The 21,069-nt window shown below is 47.2% G+C and carries 15 protein-coding genes and 1 tRNA gene; all 16 read left to right on the top strand.

The window, feature by feature from the left end; translation table 11 throughout:
* The first annotated feature begins 24 nt into the window (after nt 1-24).
* The 16 genes from Q7P33_RS03585 to Q7P33_RS03510 all read left to right on the top strand — a co-directional run bounded on the left by Q7P33_RS03585 (nt 25) and on the right by Q7P33_RS03510 (nt 20,842).
* Nucleotides 25-2,490 carry a DNA translocase FtsK gene (locus Q7P33_RS03585; RefSeq protein ID WP_303867433.1) on the top strand — a complete coding sequence of 822 codons (2,466 nt, stop codon included), beginning with the start codon at nt 25-27 and terminating at the stop codon, nt 2,488-2,490.
* A 5-nt stretch (nt 2,491-2,495) separates the two neighbouring features.
* A complete protein-coding gene (rimO, locus tag Q7P33_RS03580; protein ID WP_303867432.1) occupies nt 2,496-3,848 on the top strand; it encodes a 30S ribosomal protein S12 methylthiotransferase RimO in 1,353 nt (450 codons plus the stop codon).
* Nucleotides 3,832-4,371 (top strand): CDP-diacylglycerol--glycerol-3-phosphate 3-phosphatidyltransferase, encoded by a 540-nt coding sequence (pgsA, locus tag Q7P33_RS03575; protein WP_303867431.1) that lies wholly within the window; start codon nt 3,832-3,834, stop codon nt 4,369-4,371. The genes rimO and pgsA overlap by 17 nt, the downstream gene beginning before the upstream one ends.
* Before the next feature lie 179 nt (nt 4,372-4,550).
* Complete coding sequence (locus tag Q7P33_RS03570) at nt 4,551-5,789, top strand: competence/damage-inducible protein A (RefSeq protein ID WP_303867430.1); 1,239 nt, start codon at nt 4,551-4,553, stop codon at nt 5,787-5,789.
* Between the two features lie 72 nt (nt 5,790-5,861).
* Entirely contained in the window at nt 5,862-6,944 is a 1,083-nt protein-coding gene (gene recA / locus Q7P33_RS03565; protein ID WP_303867428.1) for a recombinase RecA, read from the top strand.
* Between the two features lie 169 nt (nt 6,945-7,113).
* Nucleotides 7,114-8,658 carry a ribonuclease Y gene (rny, locus tag Q7P33_RS03560; RefSeq protein ID WP_303867426.1) on the top strand — a complete coding sequence of 515 codons (1,545 nt, stop codon included), beginning with the start codon at nt 7,114-7,116 and terminating at the stop codon, nt 8,656-8,658.
* 57 nt (nt 8,659-8,715) lie between these two features.
* Nucleotides 8,716-9,522 (top strand): TIGR00282 family metallophosphoesterase, encoded by an 807-nt coding sequence (locus Q7P33_RS03555; RefSeq protein WP_369693281.1) that lies wholly within the window; start codon nt 8,716-8,718, stop codon nt 9,520-9,522.
* A gap of 182 nt (nt 9,523-9,704) precedes the next feature.
* The gene (purB, locus tag Q7P33_RS03550; protein ID WP_303867424.1) at nt 9,705-11,138 is read left to right on the top strand and encodes an adenylosuccinate lyase; all 1,434 of its coding nucleotides are present in this window, start codon (nt 9,705-9,707) and stop codon (nt 11,136-11,138) included.
* Between the two features lie 71 nt (nt 11,139-11,209).
* Nucleotides 11,210-11,285: transfer RNA gene (locus tag Q7P33_RS03545), tRNA-Trp, on the top strand.
* A gap of 363 nt (nt 11,286-11,648) precedes the next feature.
* Nucleotides 11,649-13,016 (top strand): citrate/2-methylcitrate synthase, encoded by a 1,368-nt coding sequence (locus tag Q7P33_RS03540; protein WP_303867422.1) that lies wholly within the window; start codon nt 11,649-11,651, stop codon nt 13,014-13,016.
* A 250-nt stretch (nt 13,017-13,266) separates the two neighbouring features.
* Nucleotides 13,267-14,205 (top strand): phosphate acyltransferase, encoded by a 939-nt coding sequence (locus Q7P33_RS03535; RefSeq protein WP_303867421.1) that lies wholly within the window; start codon nt 13,267-13,269, stop codon nt 14,203-14,205.
* Nucleotides 14,206-15,987 carry an indolepyruvate ferredoxin oxidoreductase subunit alpha gene (gene iorA, locus Q7P33_RS03530; RefSeq protein WP_303867420.1) on the top strand — a complete coding sequence of 594 codons (1,782 nt, stop codon included), beginning with the start codon at nt 14,206-14,208 and terminating at the stop codon, nt 15,985-15,987. It begins immediately after the preceding gene.
* Nucleotides 15,987-16,559, top strand: coding sequence for an indolepyruvate oxidoreductase subunit beta (locus Q7P33_RS03525; protein WP_303867419.1), 573 nt, complete (start codon nt 15,987-15,989; stop codon nt 16,557-16,559). The genes iorA and Q7P33_RS03525 overlap by 1 nt, the downstream gene beginning before the upstream one ends.
* Before the next feature lie 2 nt (nt 16,560-16,561).
* Complete coding sequence (locus Q7P33_RS03520) at nt 16,562-16,852, top strand: cysteine-rich small domain-containing protein (protein ID WP_303867418.1); 291 nt, start codon at nt 16,562-16,564, stop codon at nt 16,850-16,852.
* A 4-nt stretch (nt 16,853-16,856) separates the two neighbouring features.
* Nucleotides 16,857-17,471: a glycerol-3-phosphate 1-O-acyltransferase PlsY gene (gene plsY / locus Q7P33_RS03515; protein ID WP_303867416.1), complete on the top strand. Its 615-nt coding sequence runs from the start codon at nt 16,857-16,859 to the stop codon at nt 17,469-17,471.
* Nucleotides 17,472-17,899: 428 nt separating this feature from the next.
* Nucleotides 17,900-20,842: a vitamin B12-dependent ribonucleotide reductase gene (locus Q7P33_RS03510; protein WP_303867415.1), complete on the top strand. Its 2,943-nt coding sequence runs from the start codon at nt 17,900-17,902 to the stop codon at nt 20,840-20,842.
* The last annotated feature ends 227 nt before the right edge of the window (nt 20,843-21,069 follow it).

The following is a 21,069-nucleotide window of genomic DNA, read 5'->3' as shown; positions in this document are numbered from 1 at the left end:
TCTTTTTTTAAACAGAGGAGCAACATGGCAACAACTAAGAAACCAAATCAAACCAAATCGAATAACAAATCAAATAAAGGTAAAACCAAAAAAAAGCCGGCCCCAAAAGCAGTCAAACGATTTTCCATCAGTAACATGGCCATCGGAATCTTCTTAATCATCCTGGGTGTTTTTTCAATTTATGCCTACATCGACTTTAACGCCGGGATGGTAGGCAACTTTGTCAGTCAGGCCTTTTCCTATTGCTTTGGCGCCCTGACGATTTTTGTATCACTCTATCTCTGCGCCCTGGGAGTAGTATTGTGCCTGAATAAAATAACCGATTGGGCTACCACCTTTGTGCTAACCTTCTTACTATTTGTCAACATGATGATCGGTTTTACCATTTATGCCCCCAATCTGATGGATTACAGCCTTCTGGAGCTGTTCAGTTTGGCACAATATGGCCAATACGGAGGGATTATCGGGATCCTGCTGGCGGTGCTGTTTATCAAGCTGTTTGCGGTCAAAGGCACCTTGTTGCTGATTGTTGTCAGCTCGGTGATTATTTTAATTTTTATTTTCCGTAACCGGTTAAAAAAATATTTAAATCAAATTAAAGAAAAAAGCGACAATGCCCCGCCGGTTAAAGATCGGCTGAAAGACCGACTGGCGATGCTTAAGGAAAAACAGCAGATCCGAAAAGAGGTTAAGGCGACCAAAGAACGAACCTCAGAAACTACACTGATTCCGATGGTAGGAGATTTTGACGAAAATGCGCCATTGTTTGAGCCCTACCAGATTAATGAATCGAGTCAACCCGTTCTGCCCACAGAAAAACCGTTATTTGAACCAGTTACCGGGGTGATTCCAACAGCCAAAAAGAAAACCCGGCAGGATCCCTTCGGTTTCATTGAAGAAGATGCCGACGAACCGGAAACCCCGATGAAGATTCACGAGAATTTCCTCAAACCGGCCAATTTTGACGATTTGGGGACGACTAAAAAAGCCAAGGATTTTCACAAAGAAACAAAAACGGACGATGAAACAAAGGTTTTAGACTTGTCAGCAGTCAGCTTTGAACATGAAGTTGAAGAATACACCTTTCCGACGCTGGAACTGTTAAATGCACCAGCCACTAAAAAAAAATCAAAAAAAGATGATGTCATCAAAAAAGCCCGGATCATCGAAGAAACACTGAAAAATTTTGGCGTCAAAGCAAAAATCGTCGAGGTCAATGTCGGCCCCAGCGTAACCCGCTTTGAACTGCAGCTTGATCCGGGGGTTAAGGTTAATAAATTTGTCAATCTCTCCTCGGATTTGGCATTGAGTCTGGCCACATCAGATATCCGGATTGAGGCCCCAATTCCCGGCAAGGCGGCGGTCGGCATTGAGGTTCCCAACGATGTATCAGAAATCGTTGGACTAAGGGAAATTATTGACACCCCGCCCTTTAAAAACAGCAAAAGTCCGCTGACCTTCGCGCTGGGGAAAACCCTGTCAGGGGAAAATGTTATTGGTGATATCGGCAAGATGCCCCACGTGCTGATTGCCGGCTCCACCGGATCGGGAAAAAGTGTCTGTATCAATAGTATTATTATCAGCCTGATCTTTAAGTCGTCACCGGAAGAATTGCGGTTTATTATGATCGACCCCAAAATGGTCGAGCTCAATCAGTATAATGCCATTCCGCATCTACTGATTCCGGTGGTGACCGATCCGAAAAAGGCCGCTTATGCGCTAAACTGGGGCTTAAAAGAAATGACTGACCGCTATATGCTCTTTAAAGATGCCGGAGTTCGGGATATTGAAGGCTACAATGAACAAATGCTTTCGTCCGGGCAGAAGAAACTGCCCCGGATCGTGATTGTCATTGATGAGTTGGCCGATCTGATGATTACCTCGCCCAAAGAATGTGAAAATGCCATCTGCCGGATCGCCCAATTGGCCCGGGCCTGTGGGATTCACCTGATCATTGCCACCCAAAGGCCGTCAGTGGATGTTATTACCGGTTTGATCAAGGCCAATATTCCCTCGCGAATTGCCTTTGCGGTGGCCTCTAATACGGATTCCCGGACGATTCTCGATACCGGCGGGGCCGAAAAACTGCTTGGTAAGGGAGATATGCTCTATTACCCGGTGGGGCAATCCAAGCCGACCCGGGTTCAGTGCACCTATGTCTCTGATGCCGAGATTAATGCCGTGATTGACGCCGTCAAACCCCAAAAGGGCCATCAGTATGATGCCGCCATTGAAGAAGCCATTTCCCAGGAACCGGAGGAAAAACCACAGAGTCGGGAAGGCGATGTGCTGCTGGAAGATGCCCTGAATATTGCCTTTGAATACAACCAGTTGTCAACCTCGATGCTGCAGCGAAAACTGCAGGTGGGTTACGCCCGAGCCGGCCGAATTATCGATGACCTTGAGGAACGAGGCATCATTTCCGGACCCAACGGCAGTAAACCCCGGCAAATTCTGATTACTGAAGATGAATATAATAGGAGAGATTAGCATAAATGAAGACTATCCACATGACCACTCTGGGCTGTGATAAAAACACCATCGATTCAGAAATGATGCTGGGTTTGATTGCCGAGAAAAACTACGAAATAATCGATGAGCCCCAGGAAGCTGCGATTATTATTGTCAATACCTGTTGCTTTATCCAGTCGGCCAAGGAGCAATCGATTGAGTATATTCTTGACTATGTTGGCTACAAAAACAGCGGCTCCTGTCAGCTGCTGATTGTCGCCGGTTGCATGGCCGAGCGTTATCATACTGAACTGGCCATTGAAATCCCTGAAATCGACGGCTTTTTAGGGGTGGGCCATTTTGACAATATCGTCGATCTGATCACGTCGCTGGAACGCCCGGCGTCCGATCCGGCCAGCCCCGTTATGCCCCAGTATTTTGGCGATATTGACAAAGCCATCATCCAGACCAGGCGCTATCTCAAACCTGGGACAGTGTCCACCTTTGTCCGTATCAGCGAGGGTTGCGACCACGGCTGCACCTACTGTGTCATCCCCAAGATCCGTGGAAAATACCGCAGTCGCCCCAGCCAGGAAATTTTTTCTGAACTTCAGTACCTGAGGGAGCAGGGGATTAAGGAGATCATCCTGATTGGTCAGGACATTGCGCCTTATGGCCAGGATCTGGATGAAGGTCTGGACTTGCCGGCACTGCTTGAACAAATTGCCACCAATTTTGATTTTACCTGGATCCGGATGATGTATCTTTACCCCGAAGGTATAACCGATAAGCTGCTGGCGGTGGTCAAGCGCCATCCGGCCATTTGTCAGTATTTTGATATTCCGCTGCAGCATCTCAATGATGAGGTCTTAAAACGGATGGGTCGAAAGATGAATTTTTTGCAGATCTGCCAACTGGTAAAAAAGATCCGCCAAACCCTGCCTGAGGCGGTGCTGCGAACCTCGATTATCACGGGTTTCCCCGGCGAAACGGATGAGGCACATGCGGATCTGATAAATAAAATAAAAGTGTTGCCTTTTGATCATTTAGGGGTATTTAAGTATTCACAGGAAGAAAATACGCCCGCCGCTGAATTTGCAGATCAGCTTTCTGAGACCCAAAAAGAACAGCGTTATGACGAAATTATGATCACCCAGCAGGCGCTTTCTTATCATCAGAAACAACGGTTTATCGGCAAAACCCTGATGGTACTGATTGAAGGTGCCGAGGATGGGTCTTATTATGGCCGTTTTTATGGTGATGCACCGGAAATTGATGGTACCGTTTTTGTCGACAGCCGTGATCCCTTAACAATCGGAGATTTTTATTCCGTTAAGATAGTAGAAGCCCTCGAATATGATTTGATAGGAGATATTGAAAATGAATTTACCAAATAAGATTACTGTAGTCAGAATGGTCATGATCCCTTTTTTCATTGCTGCATTGCTGATTGATTTTCCCTACCACCAGCCAATTGCGGCGGCTCTGTTCATTATCGCGTCATTAACCGATAGTCTCGATGGTTATCTGGCCCGTAGCCGTAACCTGGTTACCGATTTTGGTAAGTTTATGGATCCTCTGGCTGACAAGTTACTGGTCTGCTCGGCTCTGATCTGTTTTGTCCAGCTGGGCTCGGTACCAGCCTGGATGGTGATTATTATCATCGCCCGGGAGTTTGCCATCACCGGGCTACGCTCCCTGGCGGCGGCCGATGGGATCATCATTGCTGCCAGTAAATGGGGCAAGGCTAAAACCATTTCGCAGATGGCAGCCATCATTCTGATTCTCTTTAACAACTGGCCGTTTTCACTTTTCAATGTCCCAGTGGCCGACTGGATGATGATTGTTGCCACCCTGTTGACCCTGTATTCTGGAATTGACTATCTGATTCTGAATAAAAAAGTGTTTCGTTCGATGTAGTAAAAAAGTGTCGGCCGTTTGGCTTCAGTTTTTAACGAAACAATTGTTACACTCGCGGCGTACCGGCTATCACCAGCTCGCCTTTTTCTTACACAATTGTCTGTTAAAGCCGAAAGTAAGACAATGTTTTTTGTTACATCAATACGTATTCATAATCAAACTTTGAGAGGAAATGACCAATGAAATGTGAATTGATTTCTGTCGGAACGGAATTACTCGTTGGGGATACCCTAAATACCAACGTTCAGTTTTTATCCCGGGAACTGTCCCAGTTGGGAATCCGGGTCTTGTATCATACTACTGTGGGGGATAACCCCCAGCGTTTGGAAGAAGCGGTGCGCATTGCTTTTGAGCGCAGTGACCTGATTATTACTACCGGGGGACTGGGCCCCACCCAGGATGATCTAACCAAAGAAGTGATTGCTGAAATCTTTGGCAAAAAGCTGGTTCAGGATCAAAAAACCAAAGATGATTTGATGCAGTACTTTGCCAACCGGGAGTTTACCATGACCCCCAACAACCTCAAACAGACCTTTATTCCCGAAGGTGCCGAGATTCTTTTTAATCCCTGTGGCACTGCCCCGGGGATTTTATTACGGGAGCAGGGTCGAATCATTATCATGCTGCCAGGGCCACCCCGGGAAATGACCCGAATGTTTGAAGAAGCCGTATTGCCGGTGTTACAGCAGGATCATAATCAACTGGTTATTTCACGGTATTACAATCTCTCAGATATTGGCGAATCGGCCGCTGAAGATCGGCTGCTGGATTTGATTGATACGCAGGTCAACCCGACCATTGCCACCTATGCCAAGATGGGTGAGGTGCTGGTTCGAATTACTGCCAATGGCAATGATGAAAATGAAATCAATGCGCTTTTGGATCACTATGAAGGGATTATGTTGTCCCGTTTTGAAGATCATATTTTCACCTTTTCCAAAGCATCACTCCAGGAAACCGTCGCTAAACTATTGTTGGATAATACCATCACGCTAGCCACCGCCGAGTCCTGTACTGGCGGCCTGATTGCCGCTCAGTTGACCGAACACCCGGGAATTTCCAGAATTTTTGGAACCGGACTGGTGACCTATTCCAATGAAGCTAAAATGAAGCTGTTGAATGTTTCAAAAGACACCCTCGATACCTATGGGGCAGTCAGTGCCGAAACCGCCAGCGAAATGTGCAAAAACCTGTCAACACTGTCCGGAGCCCGGCTTAATGTGTCCGTAACTGGGATTGCCGGTCCAGACGGCGGAAGCGACGAAAAACCGGTGGGGCTGGTTTATATTGGTATCTGTTTTGATGATCAAACCGAAGTATATCGCTATCATTTTAACGGCGAACGCAAAGTCGTGCAGCAGAAAACCGCCAATAAGGTCTTCCATCTGATCCGTAAAACCATAGTTGACAAAGTCTGATTGAATCGTTATAATTAAATAAGAACGAACGTTCCAAAAACAAATGTTTTAATAAAGATAGGATGGTTACATATGGCTGAAAAATCAAAAATAAATAGTGAAGAATTAACCGATAAACAAAAGGCGCTGGATGCAGCCTTACGAAACATCGAGAAGAGCTTTGGCAAAGGTTCGGTAATGCGCCTCGGTGACGAAGCTGCCAAACTGAATGTGGAAGTCATTTCGACTTCATCCATCGGACTGGATATGGCGCTGGGTGTTGGCGGCGTACCCCGGGGCCGGGTCGTGGAAATCTACGGCCCGGAATCCTCCGGGAAAACCACCATTGCCCTGCATATCATTGCGGAAGCTCAAAAAGCTGGCGGCAATGCTGCCTTTGTCGATGCTGAGCATGCGCTGGATCCCACTTATGCCAAGGCTCTGGGGGTGGATATTGATAATCTGCTGGTAGCCCAACCGGATACCGGCGAGCAGGCCATGGAAATTGTTGAAGCGTTGGTGCGCAGTAATGCCATTGATGTCATTGTCATCGACTCGGTGGCGGCTCTGGTACCCCGGGCTGAAATCGATGGTGAAATGGGGGATTCCCACATGGGTCTCCAGGCCAGACTGATGTCTCAGGCGCTTAGAAAGCTGACCGGGGTCATTAAAAAATCGAACACCACCACCATCTTTATTAATCAGCTGCGAGATAAAATCGGGGTAATGTTTGGGAATCCCGAAACCACCACCGGCGGGAAGGCCCTTAAATTTTATGCCTCAGTACGAATTGACGTCCGCCGGATTGAATCCCTGAAAAAAGGCACCGAAATTATTGGGAACCGAACCAGGGCTAAAATTGTCAAAAACAAAATTGCGCCACCCTTTAAACAGGCTGAGTTTGACATCATGTATGGTAAGGGTATTTCCAAGGAAGGCGATCTCCTCGATGTCGGCGTCGATTTTGGAATCGTTGATAAGTCCGGCTCCTGGTTTTCGTATAATGAACAACGGCTGGGACAGGGCCGGGATAATTCCAAAGAGTTTTTGATTGCCAACCCCGATGTGGCTGATGCCATCGAAGCGGAAATCCGGGCCAAAAATGCGGCCAGCAAAATAACAGCTGAACCTGAAGCAGTTGAATCAGACCTACTCGAAGATGAAGAGATTGAATAAGCAAACCATCATTAAAACCATAAAAAAAGAGCCGTTTAACGGTTCTTTTTTTGATTTCTTAAAAATAACCCCTGGCGGTGTTCTTTGTTTCTTGACACTATTTTCAAAAGAGTATAAAATATAGATCATGATGAGTAGATTAAAAACATAGCAAATCGTTTATAAGGAGGTGAAAATTATAGACATACTAATAATTATTTTATTCATTGGTATCATTGTTGCGTTTGGGATTGGTTATTTGGTACGCAAAAATATTGCCGAAGGCAAGATAAAGAATGCTGAATTAACCGCCACAACCATTGTGAATGATGCCGTCAAAGAAGGAGAAACTTTAAAAAAGGAAATTCTATTTGATGCCAAGGAAGAATCCCTGAAATTGAAAGAATCCCTTGAAAAAGATAATCGTGAACGACGAGCCGAGCTTCAGAAACTTGAAAATCGCTTGATTCAAAAAGAAGAAAATCTTGAGAAGAAGCTGACTAATTTAGAGCGCAGTGAAGAATCTCTGGCCCGAAAAAGCAAAGAGCTCGAAAAGAAGCAAGAAAAAGTTGAAAGCATGTATGACGAGCAGGTCAAGGAACTTGAGCGAATTTCCGGGCTTACTTATGAAGAAGCAAAAGAAATTTTGCTTGAAGACATCAGTAAAGATACCCGTCAGGAAGCTGCGATTATGATTCGTCAGATTGAAGCCGAATCAAAAGCTACTGCTGATAAAAAAGCAAAAGAACTGATTGCCCAATCGATTCAACGGTGTGCCGCCGACCATGTGGCGGAACAAACCATTACTGTAGTCAACTTGCCAAATGACGAGATGAAGGGCCGTATCATTGGTCGGGAGGGGCGCAATATCCGCACCCTGGAAACCCTTACCGGGATTGACCTGATTATTGATGACACCCCGGAAGCTGTTATTCTTTCTGGTTTTGATCCGATTCGTCGGGAAGTGGCCAGATTGTCACTGGAAAAACTGATTATTGATGGTCGAATCCATCCTGCCCGGATTGAGGAGATGGTCAAAAAGTCTCAAAAAGAAGTCGATAACCATATCAAAGAGGTCGGTGAACAAGCTTGTTTTGATACCGGCATTCATGGCCTGCACCCGGAAATTGTCCGGCTTTTGGGACGGCTTAAATACCGTACCAGCTATGGTCAAAATGTATTAAAGCATTCCATTGAAGTATCTCATCTGGCCGGCATTATGGCCGCCGAATTGGATGGAAACATTAAGATTGCCAAGCGAGCAGGATTATTACATGATATTGGAAAAGCGATTGATCATGAGGTCGAAGGGCCCCATGTTGAAATTGGAGTCAATGTATTAAAGAAATACAAAGAAAATAAAAACGTTATTCATGCTGTCGAAGCTCATCATGGTGATGTTGAAGCCCGGACGATGGAAGCCGTTCTGGTTCAGTCAGCGGATGCCATTTCAGCAGCACGACCTGGTGCCCGACGAGAAACCCTGGTTTCTTATATCCAACGGTTACAGGAACTGGAAACCATTGCCATGTCCTTTGATGGTGTTGAGAAATCATACGCCATTCAGGCTGGACGTGAAGTAAGAATTATGGTTAAACCAAATGAAGTCAATGATGATGAAATGATTTTACTGTCCCGAGATATAGCCAAGAAGATTGAAGCTGAAATGGAATATCCCGGTAACATTAAGGTTAATCTGATTCGTGAAACACGCGCGAGCGACTACGCTAAATAGTCTAAAGGGGGAGAGATTCTCCCCTTTTTTTAGTCAGTTTTTAACGCAGAAGGATAAATGATGAAGATACTTATACTGGGGGACGTCTATGGCCGCCCCGGACGAAAAATTTTAAAAGACAAATTAGCCACAATCATTGCCGAACAGGCCATTGATTTCACGATTGTCAATGGCGAAAATGCCTCTGGGGGCAATGGCCTCTCGACTAAAAATGCCAAAGAATTGCTAAACCTGCCGATTGATGTCATCACCATGGGGAACCATGTATGGCAGCAAAAAGAACTGCTTGAAACCATCGCTGACTTTCCGCAGATTATTCGGCCGCTTAATTATCCCGAGCCGTGTCCCGGCAAGGGTTATGATTTTTTTAACTGTACATTAAAAGATGGCCGCACCAAAAAAATTGCGGTGGTGAATCTGTCCGGTCAGATTTTTATGCCAAACTTAAACTGCCCTTTTAATATGATGGCGCCACTTCGGGAGTCCTTAAAAGCCGCCGCCGATCTGGTTTTGATTGATTTTCATGCTGAAGCTACCTCGGAAAAAATTGCCTTCGGGTATTTTATGGACGGTTACGCCTCCGCTGTTTTTGGCACGCACACCCATGTCCAGACGGCAGACGAACGAATTTTGTCCGGTGGTACGGCCTATATTACCGACATTGGGATGACCGGACCGCTTGATGGCGTGATTGGGGTGGATTCCCAGATCATTCTTGACACCATGTTGACCAAACGACCCAGCCGTTTTGTGACAGCCACTGGTGCTGTTCAGATCAATGGGATTATTCTGACCATCGATGAACTTGAAAACAAAGTGACGCACATCACTCGATTATATCAAACCTACGAAACCGACCAGTAAGGGCCGGTTTTAAATGGAAAATTAAAAACTTCGAACAATGAGTGCTTTGGGTGCAGTTTCCACAAACAATTTTGTAACGTGTAGGCGAACAGTTCAGAGAACTGTCCGCCGTACAGTGTAAAAATTGTTTCGTGCGAAACTGGACGCAAAGCTCACGGATTTAAATATGAAAGGAATAAATTATGAAAGAATACTATGAAAACCCCCTGATTGAGCGGTATTCCTCAAAGGAGATGCTCCATATTTTCTCGGCGGACAATAAATTTCAAAGCTGGCGGAAGCTGTGGGTGGCTCTGGCCGAAGCCGAGCAGGAACTGGGGCTGAACATCAGCGACACCCAGATTGCCGAACTGAAAGCCAACATCACCAACATCGATTATGAGCTGGCCGCCCAAAAAGAAAAAGAATTGCGCCACGATGTCATGGCCCATGTCCATACCTATGGCGCCCAATGTCCAACTGCCAAAGGGATCATTCATCTCGGAGCCACCAGTGCCTATGTCGGGGACAATACCGATGTGATTGTCTATACCCAGGGCCTGGTTCATGTCCGTAAGCAGGTGCTTAATCTGATCAACCATCTGTCCCGCTTTGCCGCCCAGTATAAAGATTTGCCGACCCTCGGATTTACCCATTTTCAACCAGCCCAACTGACCACCATTGGTAAGCGGGCCTGTTTATGGATTCAGGATCTGCTGATGGATCTGGCCGACCTTGATCATCTGCTGGGAAACGTCAAGCTATTGGGGGTTAAAGGCACTACCGGCACCCAGGCCAGTTTTATGGAATTGTTTGACAATGATCACGAAAAAGTTAAAAAGCTTGATACTCTGGTGGCCGAAAAAATGGGCTTTAAAAAATCATTTGCAGTGAGTGGTCAGACTTATTCAAGGAAATTTGATGCTCAGGTGCTTGGTGTCTTAAGCGGCATCGCCCAGACTCTGACCAAATTTGCCACCGACATCCGTCTGCTTCAAAATCTGAAAGAAATCGAAGAACCCTTTGAAAAAAGCCAGATCGGCTCATCTGCAATGGCCTATAAACGCAACCCCATGCGTTCGGAGCGGATCTGTTCGCTGGCCCGCTATATCATCGTTAACGCCCTGAACCCGGCTTTGACCGCTTCAGCACAATGGTTTGAGCGAACCCTGGATGATTCAGCCAACAAGCGGATCTCGATTCCCGAAGGCTTCCTGGCCACCGATGCCATTTTGATGATTGCCATGAATGTTTCGGAAAACCTGGTGGTCTATCCCAAGGTGGTGCGCCAGCACATCGATGCCGAACTCCCCTTTATGGTTACCGAGAATATCATTATGGAAGGAGTCAAGCGGGGCGGTGACCGTCAGGATCTTCACGAAAAAATCCGGGTGTTGTCGATGGAAGCTGGCCATACTGTGAAGGTGGAAGGGAAGCCCAATGACTTGATTGAACGAATCCTTAATGATCCGTCTTTCAATCTGAAAGCCGAGGATGTTGATGCCTTGATGGACCCCAGCCTCTATGTTGGTCGGGCGCCCCAGCAGGTTGATGATTTTATCCGTGAGGAAGTGGCCCCGGTACTTGACGCCAATCAGGAGCTACTGGATCTCAGCAAGATTGATTTAAAAGTATAAAATTGCCAAAAGTTTAATAAAGATATTGACAAAAATAACAGTAGCACTTATAATATAGTAGTTGCTGTTGTAGGGGTATAGCTCAGTTGGTAGAGCAGTGGTCTCCAAAACCACGTGCCGAGGGTTCAAATCCTTCTGCCCCTGCCAAAAAAAATAATTAACTTCGATTCGATGAATCGAAGTTTTTTTATATCAAAAATTGCGATGGCTTTGGAGTGCAAAACGGTTCGGCCTGAAACGCTGGAATTATTAAATAATGCAAGAAATATATTTAAACTTTCAAATATATAATAATTTCACCTGTATTTACGGAAAATGAAACACTAAAAAGATATTGTAAAAGAGTGTCTTTCAAAAAAGCATAAAAAAATAATAAATTAACTTTATCTCACAGCGCTTTTAAGGTATAATAACTAACAATAAATGAAGCCCTTACAAAATGGACGATTAGCCAGACAAAACCCACTGCATTTTGTTATGGCCCAAAAATAAGAAAGATAGAGGAGATTGATGATGAATCGTGTGTTTTCGGAAATTACCCCTGAAATTATAGAGTATAGCGAGTTATGCGTAAAAAATAGCACCATTGAGCCGGAATTATATAAAAAATTCAAGGTCAACCGAGGCCTCCGGGATTTAGACGGCAACGGAGTCTTAACCGGACTGACGGAAATCTCAGAAATCCAGGCTTACATCTTTGAAGATGGCAAAAAAATTGGTACCGAAGGAAAACTATTCTATCGGGGTGTCGATGTGCAAGCCATGGTTGACGGTTTTGTCAAAGAAAAACGGTTTGGTTTTGAAGAAGTTGTTTATCTGCTGCTGTTTGGCAATCAACCCAATGCGGATGAGCTGGAGCGCTTTACGACCGTGCTGGGTAATTATCGCAGCCTGCCCACCAGCTTTGTTCGGGACATTATCATGAAGGCCCCCAGCTCGGATATGATGAACACCCTGGCCCGCAGTGTCCTGACTCTGTTTTCCTATGATGATAATGCCAGCGATGTCTCGATCCCCAATGTGTTGCGGCAATCTCTGGAGTTAATCGCTCTGTTTCCGCTCCTGGCGGTTTACGGTTACCAGACCTATAAACACTATCACGATGACCAAAGTTTGTTTATTCACCAACCACAGCCCCATCTGTCAACGGCCGAGAATATTCTCTACATTTTACGACCAGACAGTCAGTATACCGAGCTCGAAGCTCGGATTCTCGATATCGCCCTGGTGCTTCATGCCGAACACGGCGGTGGTAACAACTCCACCTTTACCACTCATGTGGTGTCGTCTTCGGGCACTGACACCTACTCGGTCATTGCGGCATCACTGGGTTCGTTAAAAGGCCCCAAACATGGTGGTGCCAATATCAAAGTGGTGGAAATGTTTGAAGACATGAAAAAAACCCTGGATGACTGGACTGATGAAAAACAGGTGCGCCAATATCTGGTGGATCTGCTCAATAAACGGGCCTTTGACAATGCTGGACTGATCTACGGGATGGGTCATGCCATCTATTCGGTATCAGATCCCCGGGCCAATGTCTTTAAAGGATTCGTCAAAAGCCTGTCTGAGGAAAAAGGCCTTCACGATGAGTTTGAATTGTACTCAATGGTGGAACGACTGGCACCGGAAGTCATCGGTGAAGAACGTAAAATCTACAAGGGTGTCAGTGCCAATGTGGACTTCTACAGCGGCTTTGTTTACAGCATGCTGGGCCTGCCATTGGAACTGTTTACGCCGATTTTTGCAATTGCCCGAATTGCCGGTTGGAGTGCGCACCGCCTGGAAGAGCTGATCAATGCCGGGAAGATTATTCGTCCGGCCTATATGCATGTCAGCGAACGTCGGGAATACGAACCACTGGATAAGCGCCAATAATTCTAAGGGTATAGACGGCGGCTCAGACGCCCCGTAAAAATCTCTCCGAATATTTAATAGTCTTTCTGATCGTTTCTGTGCTAGAATAAATCAGGAAGACTATTTTAATTTGATCGTGTCGCTATCCAGAACGTAGCTGATTTTTCATGAAGAACTTCGTTTTAGCGGCGAGGCAATTGTAACAAAATTGTGTCTTTATTATGGGTTAGAATTAGTGTATAATATTACAGATGAATTAAATGAGGTTAAGATGTACAATACTTTTGAAGAGATTGGCCAGACGGTGCAGGGTGGCCCCAAAGGTACCCTGGTAGTGGCAGCTGCGGCAGAAAGCGAGCTGCTGCGGGCGCTTTCTGCCGCGAATGGATTATATCTGGATCACATCATTCTGATTGGCAGTCGCAGCCAGATTGAGGGCATCGGCGTTTTGGAACACATTGATCTAAGCACGATGACGATTGTTGATTGTGACGATCTGGCCACGGCCTGTTCACAGGCCGTGGCCCTGGTTCGTCAGGGCCAGGCTGATTTTATTATGAAGGGGCTAGTCGATACCTCAATTTTTTTAAAAGCCGTCATCCATAAGACCGACGGCCTATTGATTGGCCGCCTGCTTAGCAGCATTATGATGGTTCGGATGGCCAGCTATCACAAATTTCTGATCCTCTCCGATGGTGGGATGATTATTGCACCGGATCTGGAAAAGAAAAAAGGCATTATTCATAATGCCGTCGATTTTTCCCGGCTACTGGGGCTTAACCCGATTAAGGTGGGGTGCCTGGCGGCCAAGGAAAAGGTGAATCCCAAAATGCCAGCCACAGTAGACGGAGCCGCCTTAAAAAAGCTGGCCGAAGCCAATTATTTTGGCCAGGATGTGCTCTTGGAAGGCCCGATTGCCATGGACCTGCTGATCTCTAAAACAGCGGCCCGGATTAAGGGCTATGAATCGGCGGTAGCTGGTGATGTTGACGTCATTGTCATGCCCAACATTGAAACCGGAAACGCCGTCATCAAGGTGATGACCCATTTGGGTCAGGCACAATTGGGAGGAATTGTGATGGGGGCCTGTGTCCCGATTATTTTGACCTCCCGATCCGATTCGTTTGAAAATAAATTAAATTCGATTATTCTCGGGGCTTTTTTGACCCAGAGAATGGATAATTGTCACCAATTACGAGAGGAGCATTAAATGAAGCTATTACTGACAGGAAATGAAGCCATCGCCCGGGGGGCCTGGGAGGCGGGGGTCAAGTTTGCCACTGCCTATCCAGGAACGCCCAGTACTGAAATTCTAGAAAACGTCGCCACCTATCCGGAGATTGTCTCGGAATGGGCACCCAATGAAAAGGTTGCCCTGGAAGCTGCTGCCGGGGCGGCCATCGGCGGCGTTCGCAGCCTTTGTGCAATGAAACACGTCGGCGTCAATGTTGCCACCGATCCGCTCTTTACCCTGGCTTATTTGGGGGTAAACGCCGGAGCGGTTCTGGTTACCGCCGACGAACCGGGGATGCACTCGTCCCAGAACGAGCAGGACAACCGCAACTATGCCCGTCATGCCAAGGTTTGCATGTTTGAACCCTCTGACAGCCAGGAAGCCAAGGACATGATCAAGGAAGCCTATGCTGTTAGTGAAGCCTACGATATGCCGGTGCTGTTCCGGATGACCACCCGGGTCTGTCATTCCAAATCGATTGTCTCCTGCAGTGACCGGGAGGAAGTAGCCGATAAACCCTATGAAAAAGATATCCGCAAATATTGTCCATTGCCGGCGTTTGCCCGGGGGATGCAGGTTAAGCTGGCCGATAACTTTGCCCGGCTGGAAGATTATTCCAATACCACGCCCTTTAATTACATTGAAGATAATGGCGCCGAGATTGGCATTATCGGTTCGGGCGTTGCCTACCGCTATGCCAAAGAAGTCTTTGGTAACAGCGTTTCCTATTTAAAGATTGGCTTTAGCTATCCACTACCGATGGCAAAAATCGCCGAGTTTGCCAAAGGCAAAAAAACACTTTATATTTTCGAAGAAAATGATCCGATTATGGAAAAAGAAATCAAGGCAGCCGGCATTGCCTGTGTTGGCAAGGAAAAACTACCGGCCATGGGTGAGCTGACCCCGGATCGAATTCGTCAGGCGCTGCTGGATGAAACACCCGAGGTAATCAATCCCAACCCTGAGATGGTGCTGCCCCGACCGCCAGCCCTCTGTGCCGGATGTCCCCACCGTGGCGTGTTCTACGAGCTGGGCCGCCGCAAGGATCTGATGATCTTTAGTGACATCGGCTGTTATTCTCTGGGGCTGATGCCACCATATAATGCCACCGATGCGATGATCTGCATGGGTGCCAGCATCAGTGGCGGTCATGGGGTGCAGAAAGCCTTTGACATCAAGGGCGATCACAGTAAAAAAGTGGTTTCGATTCTTGGCGACTCGACCTTTTTCCACTCCGGCATCACCAGTCTGATGGATGTAACCTATAACCAGAGCAATACCTTAACGATTATTCTTGATAACCGGATTACCGGAATGACCGGCCATCAGCAAAATCCCGGCACCGGTTTTGATTTAAGTGGCAACGCCGCCCCAATCATTGACATTGAAGCGATGGTGAAAGCCTGTGGCATTAAAAACCTGATTTCGGTTGATCCCAATAATCTTAAAATTGTTGCCGAAGCGATTGAATGGGGCTTAAATGTCGAAGGCCCGGCGGTGATTATCACCCGTTGGCCCTGTGTGCTTAAAAAGTTCTCGGCTCAGGATAATGAAGAATTCCCGACCGCTTTTAAAATGGTGGCCACTGTCAATGTAGATACCTGCATCGGCTGTAAAAAATGCCTGAAGTCCGGCTGTCCGGCCCTGGCTTTTGACCGGGCTAATAAAAAATCCGGTATTCTGAAAGAAACCTGTGTTGGCTGTGGTGTTTGTGCCCAGATCTGTCCCAAACAGGCGATCGCTGTGGAGGTAAGATAATGGAGACTAAAAATATTGTACTCGTTGGTGTTGGTGGTCAGGGGACCATCTTAGCCGCCAAACTGTTGACCAGTGGTTTAATGGCCGCCGGTTATGATGTTAAAATGAGCGAAATCCATGGCATGAGTCAGCGGGGCGGATCGGTTTCATCGCTGGTGCGTTATGGCGACGATGTCCAGTCGCCAGTGATTGAAATCGGCTCGGCAGACATTGTTGTGGCCTTTGAAAAAATGGAAGGGCTGCGCTCCATGGAATATTTAAAACCGTCCGGGAAAATGATTGTCAATGACACCGAAATTTTCCCGCTGTCGGTGATCATTGGGGCGACTACCTATCCGGAAAATATTCTGGATGAAATTAAAAGCAAGGTCAATCTACGGGTGATGGCCGCCACCAAAATGGCTGAAGACCTGGGGAACCCCAAGGTCATGAACGTGATTCTTCTGGGTTCGATTATTAAATCAATGGGGCTGACGGATATTGACTGGGAAGCGATCATTGCCGAAAACGTCAAACCGCAGTTTAAGGAACTCAATGTTAAAGCCCTCAAGGCCGGAATGGACGCGGTCTGAGCATGAAAAAGGGCGATTCAAATTTTAAGTTTTTTCAGCATACCACCTGTGAGTACTTTCCCTGCCATCCGATTGACGATTTAGCCGATTTTAATTGTCTGTTCTGCTATTGTCCGCTTTATGCCCTGGCGGAAAATTGCGGCGGCAGTTTTACCTATACCGAAAAGGGTATAAAAAACTGTAGCGGCTGTAATTTTCCCCATCAGCGGGAGCATTTTGATGCGATGCTGGAAAAGCTGGGAACCCTCATTGAACAACTCAGAACAGCTAAAATTAATCAGATAAAGGAGTAGTGTGATGTCGATTATTATTGGAATTGTTTTTGTTGTGGCGGCTTATTTAATTGGAAACTTGAACTTTGCCTATATTCTGGTAAAATTTTTAAAGAATGAAGATGTCCGAAACTACGGCAGCGGTAATGCCGGCACCACCAACGTCCTCCGGGTCATGGGGAAGAACGTCGCTATTCCGGTATTTGTGCTGGATGCCTTAAAGGGCACTCTGGTGGTTCTGGTTGGCCGCTATGCCCTGAATGTCGATGAGGTGTTTCTCGTTTTAGCCGGGATCGCGGTTGTCGCTGGCCATAACTGGCCCGTCTTTTTGCAGTTTCGTGGCGGCAAGGGTACCGCTACTTCGCTGGGGGTTTTTCTGGTCTATGACTGGGAAGTCGCCGTCATCGCCATTATGATTGGTCTGATTGTGCTGGCAATCTGGAAAATGGTGTCACTGACCTCGATGGTGGGAATGACGATGCTACCAATTTTCACCCTGCTTTTTGGCCGCTCGGTGGCCGAAGTTGTTTTCGCCTTTGTGCTCTGTCTGTTTAGTATCTACCAGCACCGCAAAAACATCGGCCGGATCATCCAGGGCAAAGAAAGCAAGCTGGGACAAAAAGTTAAGATGAAAAATTAAAACACTCAAGGCTCAAGCATGAGCCTTTTTATTTGCGCCCGGCCAGGCGGGTAAATTATCGGCGAAAAACATAAAAATACATTGTATGCCACTATATATATGTTTATAATTAGAGGTGCATCGCAAGATGGTGTATAACAAACATTTTACATTGATGCAATGAAGTCGAACAATAATTGCTTTGATGTCAGTTTTCACAAACGATTTTGTAACGTGTAGGCGAACAGTCGACAGACTGTACGACATACAGTGTAAAAATTCGCGAAGGTAATGAGCCAATCACAAGCTTGCTTGTAGTTGGCGACTACCCGCGACCTCGAAGAAATTCGCTTTGCGATTTCTTCTGGTGTTTGGTGCAAAACTGGCAGCGAAGCTCACGGCACTTTGGCAATTGCCGTATGTTTTATCTACAAGGAGGAACAAAGAAATTGAATCAAATAAATCAGCTGTTTACGCGGGTCTTTACCAAAGAACTGGAAGGTTCCGATAAAACCGTCTACGATCTGTTTTCGTGGCAGACCGTCGACGTGATCTTAAAAAACTATCAGACCGGAGAGATTATTTATGAAATGACCGATCTGGAATTCCCCGAGCATTACTCGCAAAATGCCTGTAACATTATTGCCACCAAATATTTCCGCCGCAAAGGTGTGCCCAATGGCTATGGCTACGAACACAGCATGCGTGAAATTGCTGACCGACTGGTCGGTTTCTGGACCGACGCCATCCGGGCGGAAGGACTGATTGATAGCGACGAGCAGTGGCAAATCTACTATGATGAGCTGGTCTATGCCTTTCTGATGCAGATGTGGGCCCCCAACTCGCCGCAGTGGTTTAACACCGGTCTGAAACGCAGCTATGACATTGCCGGTTCCAAGGATGATCTGTATTACTACGATGAAGAAAGCGGCCAGGTGCTGGAATCGGTTGACCGCTACAGCCGCACCCAGGCCAGTGCCTGCTTTATCCTCTCAATTCAGGATCGGCTGCTGGGGGATCATTCCATTTCCGAGCACTATGTCAGCGAAACCAAGTTGTTTAAAGGCGGTTCTGGCGTGGGTACCAATTTCTCCAACCTCCGGGCGGCCAATGAAGGCCTGACCAGCGGCGGTCAGTCTTCGGGGATGATGAGTTTCCTGCAGGGGTTGGATCGCAATGCCGGGGCCATTAAGTCCGGGGGCACCACCCGCCGGGCGGCCAAGATGGTCATTGTTGATATTGATCATCCCGAAATTGATGCCTTTATCAACTGGAAGGTCAAGGAAGAACAAAAAGTCCGGGCTCTGGGCAAAATGGGCTATGACACCTCGATGGATGGCGAAGCCTACCAGACCGTCAGCGGCCAGAACAGCAACAACTCGGTGCGACTCAATGCCGAATTTATGCAGGCGGTTTTAAACTTAAAAAGTGAACCCGATCATAAAATGAAACTGCGGGGTCGGGTCGATGACCGGGTTGATCGGGAAGTGCCGGTCAAGGAATTATGGCAGCATCTCAATGTGGCCGCCTGGGAATGTGCCGATCCGGGGATTCAGTTTGACGATATTTTCAATGCCTGGCATACCTGCCCGGGTGGTGAAGATGGTGACCTGACGGCTAAAATAAACCGTATCAATGCCACCAATCCGTGTTCTGAGTACGCTTTCTTGGATGACACTGCCTGTAATCTGGCGTCGATCAATGTCTATAAATTCTATAATCCCGAAGACAACAGTTTTGAGATCGAGTCGTTTATTCATCTGGTCGGTCTGATTCAATGTGCTCTGGAAGGCTCCATCTATCACGGCCAGTTTCCGACCCCGGATGTGGCCCGCAAAAGTTTTCTGTTTCGCACCACCGGACTGGGGATTGCCAATGCAGCATCACTGCTGCTGGCGCTGGGCTATCCCTATGACTCAGCTGAAAGCCGCAACCTGATCGCCGGAATCACCGGGATCATGACCGGAACCTCCTACCATGTGTCGGCGCTCATGGCTGGTAAAATTGGTGCCTTCCCCAAATACGAAATCAATAAACCGTATATGGGGCGGGTCATCCGCAACCACAGCCGGGTGGCCGGCGCCCGAACCGATGACTATGAGGCGCTGCACTATGAACCGATTAAGATAAACCACAAGCTGCTTCAAAAAATGGGCTTTAAGGAAATCAGCAGCCAGCTCAAAAACGCCTGGAAACTGGCGGAGGAAGCCGGCGAAGCGCACGGCTACCGCAACGCCCAGGTATCGGTAATTGCCCCCACCGGGACGATTTCCTTTGCGATGGACTGCGGTGCCACCTCGGTGGAACCTTTTTACAACCACGTCGTCTTTAAAAAATTAATTGGCGGCGGCTCGATGGAAATTGTCAATCCAGTGCTGGAGCAAGCGCTTTACAACCTCGGCTACAACGAAAAAGAAGTGGGGGATATTCTCACCTATATTCTGGAAAAAGACGCCAAGGGCTATTTTCTCCATGAGGGAGTGGCCGGAGCACCCCATCTTAAGCCCGAACATCTGCCGATTTTTGACACCGCCAATACCATCTCCCCGATGGGGCACGTCCTGATGGTTTCAGCGATTACTCCAATGATCAGCGGCTCAGTGTCAAAAACCGTCAACCTGCCCCATGATGCCACTGTGGCCGATGTCGAAAACATCCATCTGCTGGCGTACCGCACCGGCACCAAGGCGATTGCCATTTACCGGGATGCCTGCAAAGCCTCCCAGCCGCTGAGCTCCGGGATGGCCGAAGATGTCGATCGCAGTGTCGATGACTACAGCTATGCCGAGCTTTTGGCACTGGTCAAGGAAGGTACAAACAAGGCCTTAAACCGGGTCCGTCCGGAAGGGATGCGGCTCAGTCGCACCCATGCCGCCAAAATTGGCGATATTGAACTGTATATCACCATCGGCTTTTATGAAGACGGCGGCATTGCTGAGATTTTTGTCTCCACCGATAAAGAGGGGACAGTCGTCAAGGGGCTGTTGGCTTCGCTGTCGAAGTCAATTTCGAATATGCTACAGTATCATATCCCGCCGGATCAGATATCTAAAATGCTGCGGGGCCAGAAATATGAACCCTCAGGTTTTGTTTCCCGGCATCCCTATATCAAGTTTGCCTCATCTATTTCTGATCTGATCAGTAAGGTTATCGATATTGAACACGGCGACTTTTCCAATTGCCAGGTCAAACCCAAAAACTTTACCCTGATGAACAAACAAAACCTGGTTCGCAGCGTCAGCGCCGGTGAGGCCACGCCCGACTATAACAAGGATGGCGGCGGGGAAGTGCTCTACGGAGAAACCTGCAGCCACTGCGGCAGTGACCGGATGATGCAAAACGGCACCTGTAAGCTCTGCCTCGACTGCGGCACTACCACCGGCTGCAGCTAAAAAATCGTTGCGGTTTTCGCATTGTTTGATATAATAATTAACTAGGATGTATTGGCCATTGGGAATAAAGCGTTTATCGACGTACTGTGAGCTGTGTGTTCAGTTTCCCACGAAACACAAGAAGAAATCGCAAAGCGAATTTCTTCTTTGTCGCGAGCAGTCGCCAACTACAAGCAAGCTTGTGATTGGCTCGTTGCCTTCGCGTACTTTCTACACTGTACGTCGTA

This window comes from Acetobacterium wieringae (assembly GCF_026646375.1).
GTDB lineage: Bacteria > Bacillota > Clostridia > Eubacteriales > Eubacteriaceae > Acetobacterium > Acetobacterium wieringae_A.
The sequence above is the reverse complement of the archived record's forward strand: the minus strand, read 5'-3'. Positions and strand labels throughout refer to the sequence as shown.

Bases quoted from the DNA above. Each gene is read 5' to 3' on its own strand.
- Q7P33_RS03585 (WP_303867433.1), top strand. From the start codon at position 25: ATGGCAACAACTAAGAAACCAAATCAAACCAAATCGAATAACAAATCA.
- rimO (WP_303867432.1), top strand. From the start codon at position 2,496: ATGAAGACTATCCACATGACCACTCTGGGCTGTGATAAAAACACCATC.
- pgsA (WP_303867431.1), top strand. From the start codon at position 3,832: ATGAATTTACCAAATAAGATTACTGTAGTCAGAATGGTCATGATCCCT.
- Q7P33_RS03570 (WP_303867430.1), top strand. From the start codon at position 4,551: ATGAAATGTGAATTGATTTCTGTCGGAACGGAATTACTCGTTGGGGAT.
- recA (WP_303867428.1), top strand. From the start codon at position 5,862: ATGGCTGAAAAATCAAAAATAAATAGTGAAGAATTAACCGATAAACAA.
- Q7P33_RS03555 (WP_369693281.1), top strand. From the start codon at position 8,716: ATGATGAAGATACTTATACTGGGGGACGTCTATGGCCGCCCCGGACGA.
- purB (WP_303867424.1), top strand. From the start codon at position 9,705: ATGAAAGAATACTATGAAAACCCCCTGATTGAGCGGTATTCCTCAAAG.
- Q7P33_RS03540 (WP_303867422.1), top strand. From the start codon at position 11,649: ATGATGAATCGTGTGTTTTCGGAAATTACCCCTGAAATTATAGAGTAT.
- Q7P33_RS03535 (WP_303867421.1), top strand. From the start codon at position 13,267: ATGTACAATACTTTTGAAGAGATTGGCCAGACGGTGCAGGGTGGCCCC.
- iorA (WP_303867420.1), top strand. From the start codon at position 14,206: ATGAAGCTATTACTGACAGGAAATGAAGCCATCGCCCGGGGGGCCTGG.
- Q7P33_RS03525 (WP_303867419.1), top strand. From the start codon at position 15,987: ATGGAGACTAAAAATATTGTACTCGTTGGTGTTGGTGGTCAGGGGACC.
- Q7P33_RS03520 (WP_303867418.1), top strand. From the start codon at position 16,562: ATGAAAAAGGGCGATTCAAATTTTAAGTTTTTTCAGCATACCACCTGT.
- plsY (WP_303867416.1), top strand. From the start codon at position 16,857: ATGTCGATTATTATTGGAATTGTTTTTGTTGTGGCGGCTTATTTAATT.